This window comes from uncultured Cytophaga sp., from assembly GCF_937863595.1.
In the GTDB taxonomy this organism is placed as follows: Bacteria; Bacteroidota; Bacteroidia; order Cytophagales; family Cytophagaceae; genus Cytophaga.
The window spans coordinates 1-1885 of sequence record NZ_CALMGQ010000173.1; the positions used below are offsets into that span (position 1 = coordinate 1).

At 32.8% G+C, this 1885-nt stretch carries 4 protein-coding genes; 2 read left to right on the forward strand and 2 right to left on the reverse strand.

Annotated features, from left to right (window positions below):
- Both Q0543_RS15040 and Q0543_RS15045 read left to right on the forward strand, forming a co-directional pair.
- On the forward strand, window positions 1-327 hold a 327-nt coding region (locus Q0543_RS15040), incomplete at its 5' end, for a hotdog domain-containing protein (RefSeq protein ID WP_299254910.1).
- Window positions 328-336: 9 nt separating this feature from the next.
- Window positions 337-585, forward strand: coding sequence for a (2Fe-2S) ferredoxin domain-containing protein (locus Q0543_RS15045; RefSeq protein WP_299254912.1), 249 nt, complete (start codon window positions 337-339; stop codon window positions 583-585).
- 63 nt (window positions 586-648) lie between these two features.
- Here the strand turns inward: Q0543_RS15045 and Q0543_RS15050 are convergent, their stop codons facing one another.
- Both Q0543_RS15050 and Q0543_RS15055 read right to left on the reverse strand, forming a co-directional pair.
- Entirely contained in the window at window positions 649-1185 is a 537-nt protein-coding gene (locus tag Q0543_RS15050) for a ferritin (RefSeq protein WP_299254915.1), read from the reverse strand.
- A gap of 113 nt (window positions 1186-1298) precedes the next feature.
- Complete coding sequence (locus tag Q0543_RS15055; RefSeq protein ID WP_299254917.1) at window positions 1299-1658, reverse strand: hypothetical protein; 360 nt, start codon at window positions 1656-1658, stop codon at window positions 1299-1301.
- Window positions 1659-1885 lie beyond the last annotated feature (227 nt).

The window sequence follows — 1885 nt, forward strand, 5'->3', positions numbered from 1 at the left end:
TTTGGAGGGAAGTTATTAGCTTGGATTGATGAGGAGTTAGCCTTGTTTGCTATTGTCGAATTAAATAATCCACGTATTGTTACCAAGTTCTTATCGGAAATCGATTTTAAAAGCTCTGCTAAAAAAGGAGATATTGTAGAAATTGGTATTGATATTTTGAAATTTGGACATACCTCGATAACGCTTACCTGTGAAGCGCGTAATATTATGACGAAGGATATCATACTTACAATTGATAAAATTACGATGGTATGTTTAGACGAAGCGGGTAAACCTACACCTCATGGCAAAACGGTGCGTGATTTAAATAATTCCAATCTTAATTAAGAATTTACTATGTCGATACAATTCCCCGAAAAATCTATATTTATTTGTAACGGCAGTAAATGTGGTAAACACAAAGATGTACGTAAGGCAATTAAAGAAAGTATAAAAGAACGTCAGTTAAAAGATACCATAGAAATCTTTAAAATGGAATGTTCAGACCGTTGCAAACATGCGCCTGTAATGTGTGTGCAGCCTATCAATAAATGGTATTCGGATGTAAGAGTTGAAGAAGTAGAAAAAATTATAAAAGATATGTAATAAAAAAAGCCTTCCCGCTATTGGCTGGGAAGGCTTTTTTTATATTACATGTATCTAAGAATATTAGTCGATTAATTTTTTGTCGCCTATCTTACCGATTTCTTTATCTAATAAGAATTTACCCGAGTCACTATTTAATTCAATTAATTCAAACAATTCCAATGCTCTTCTTGCATTTGCTTCCTCTTCACGTTGTTCTTTTACAAACCACATCACAAAGTCTTCTGTCGCAAAGTCACTTGCTTCGCGGCATTTAGCAACGATTTTATTGATTGCAAGTGTTACTGCAATTTCTCCTTGTAGTGCAGTTTCAAAAACATCTTTGATAGAGGTATACTCTTGAGCTACTTCAGCAACAAAAGGAGTGATTGCTGTTCCTCCCATGTCGTTGATATATTTAAATATTTTTAGAAAATGGCTGCGTTCTTCTTCTGCTTGATCATATAAGTAATTTGCAGATTGTAAAAAACCATTTCTTTCTAGCCATGAAGCCATAGCTAAATATTTTTGGGATGCTTCCGCTTCCATTTTGCATTGCGCATTTAATATAATTTCGATCTCTTCTTTTAAAGAAGTGCGGAGTCTAACTAAATCTTTCATATTAAATATTAGGTTAAAAGTTCTGTGTGTATATACAAGTTACCAATAATAACGTTGAAAAGTTCCTTTGTATTCCCAAAAACAAAACATTTGGATTGAATCTAAATTATATATTAAGCGTATACACCCAAGCCCAATTTTTCTTGAAGTATCGAGTTTAAATCTAGAGAGAATTTTGTTCCATCTAGTAAATCCCGTAGTTGAATGATTTCGCAAAGGGTTAACTTTTTTGAAATTTCTTTTTTAGGAGAATGGATCCATTCAAAATCGTAGGCATCCGAAAGATTAAAAATCATGTCGTGTATATTAATTGTTTTCATACTCCGACGAAAAATTAAAAAGTCTTTAATGTTAAAAGCAGCAACGGTCTCTCCAAAATGAATACAAATACGATTGGTTACATCGCATTGATAAGTACTTCCTTTGGTTGTTTTATACAATTCAGTCATTTGGGTGTTGAAATGAACCTGCATAGAAAGGCGTGTTTTAATGATACACAAAGATACGAAATGGTGGAAGTGAATCCAAGCTTTATTTAGAGCTAGTCTAAATAAAGCTTGAGGTTTTGTTTTTAGTTACATTAATTATTTGATAAGCAACATGTTGTTAATTATTTAAGTTTATATGGAAATTTAGGCGCAGTGTTCAGACGACTTTTTTGTTCGTCCGAACACGCGTCTGTTAGAGAACAATTTACTGA